The sequence below is a fragment of the Bacillus sp. SIMBA_008 genome (assembly GCF_046535495.1).
Classification (GTDB): Bacteria; Bacillota; Bacilli; order Bacillales; family Bacillaceae; genus Bacillus; species Bacillus subtilis.
In genome coordinates, this window is record NZ_JAWRWL010000175.1 from 1 (window position 1) to 330 (window position 330).

General features: G+C 76.1%; 1 protein-coding gene. It reads left to right on the plus strand.

Annotated elements, in window-relative coordinates; genetic code table 11:
* A partial coding sequence (locus SB658_RS22695; RefSeq protein ID WP_410602487.1) for a hypothetical protein occupies nt 1–311 on the plus strand: 311 nt, incomplete at its 5' end.
* Between the last annotated feature and the right edge of the window lie 19 nt (nt 312–330).

Here is a 330-nt window from a genome sequence, read left to right on the forward strand (position 1 = left end):
CCGGGCTGGTCGGCGGCTTCATCACCGGCAAGCTGCAGCCCGAGCGGAGCCGCCAGGTGGCCAACCAGGCCACGCGCTGGATCCAGATGTTCAGCGCGGTCTCGGGGGTGTTCGGCGCGCTGCAGGCGCAGTTCGCGGCCGCCCAGGCCGAGCAGGCCGGCGACGAGGCAGCCGCCGCGGCCGACAGCGCCGCCGCCGCGGCTACGCCGACCGAACCCTCCCGTCCTGCGCCGGCGCCGGTCCATGCAGACGACGAGCTGGCGGTGCCACCGCGCCCGGCCGAGGCCGCCACCGAAGTGTCCGAGCGCTGAGGGTTGTCGGGGCTGAAGC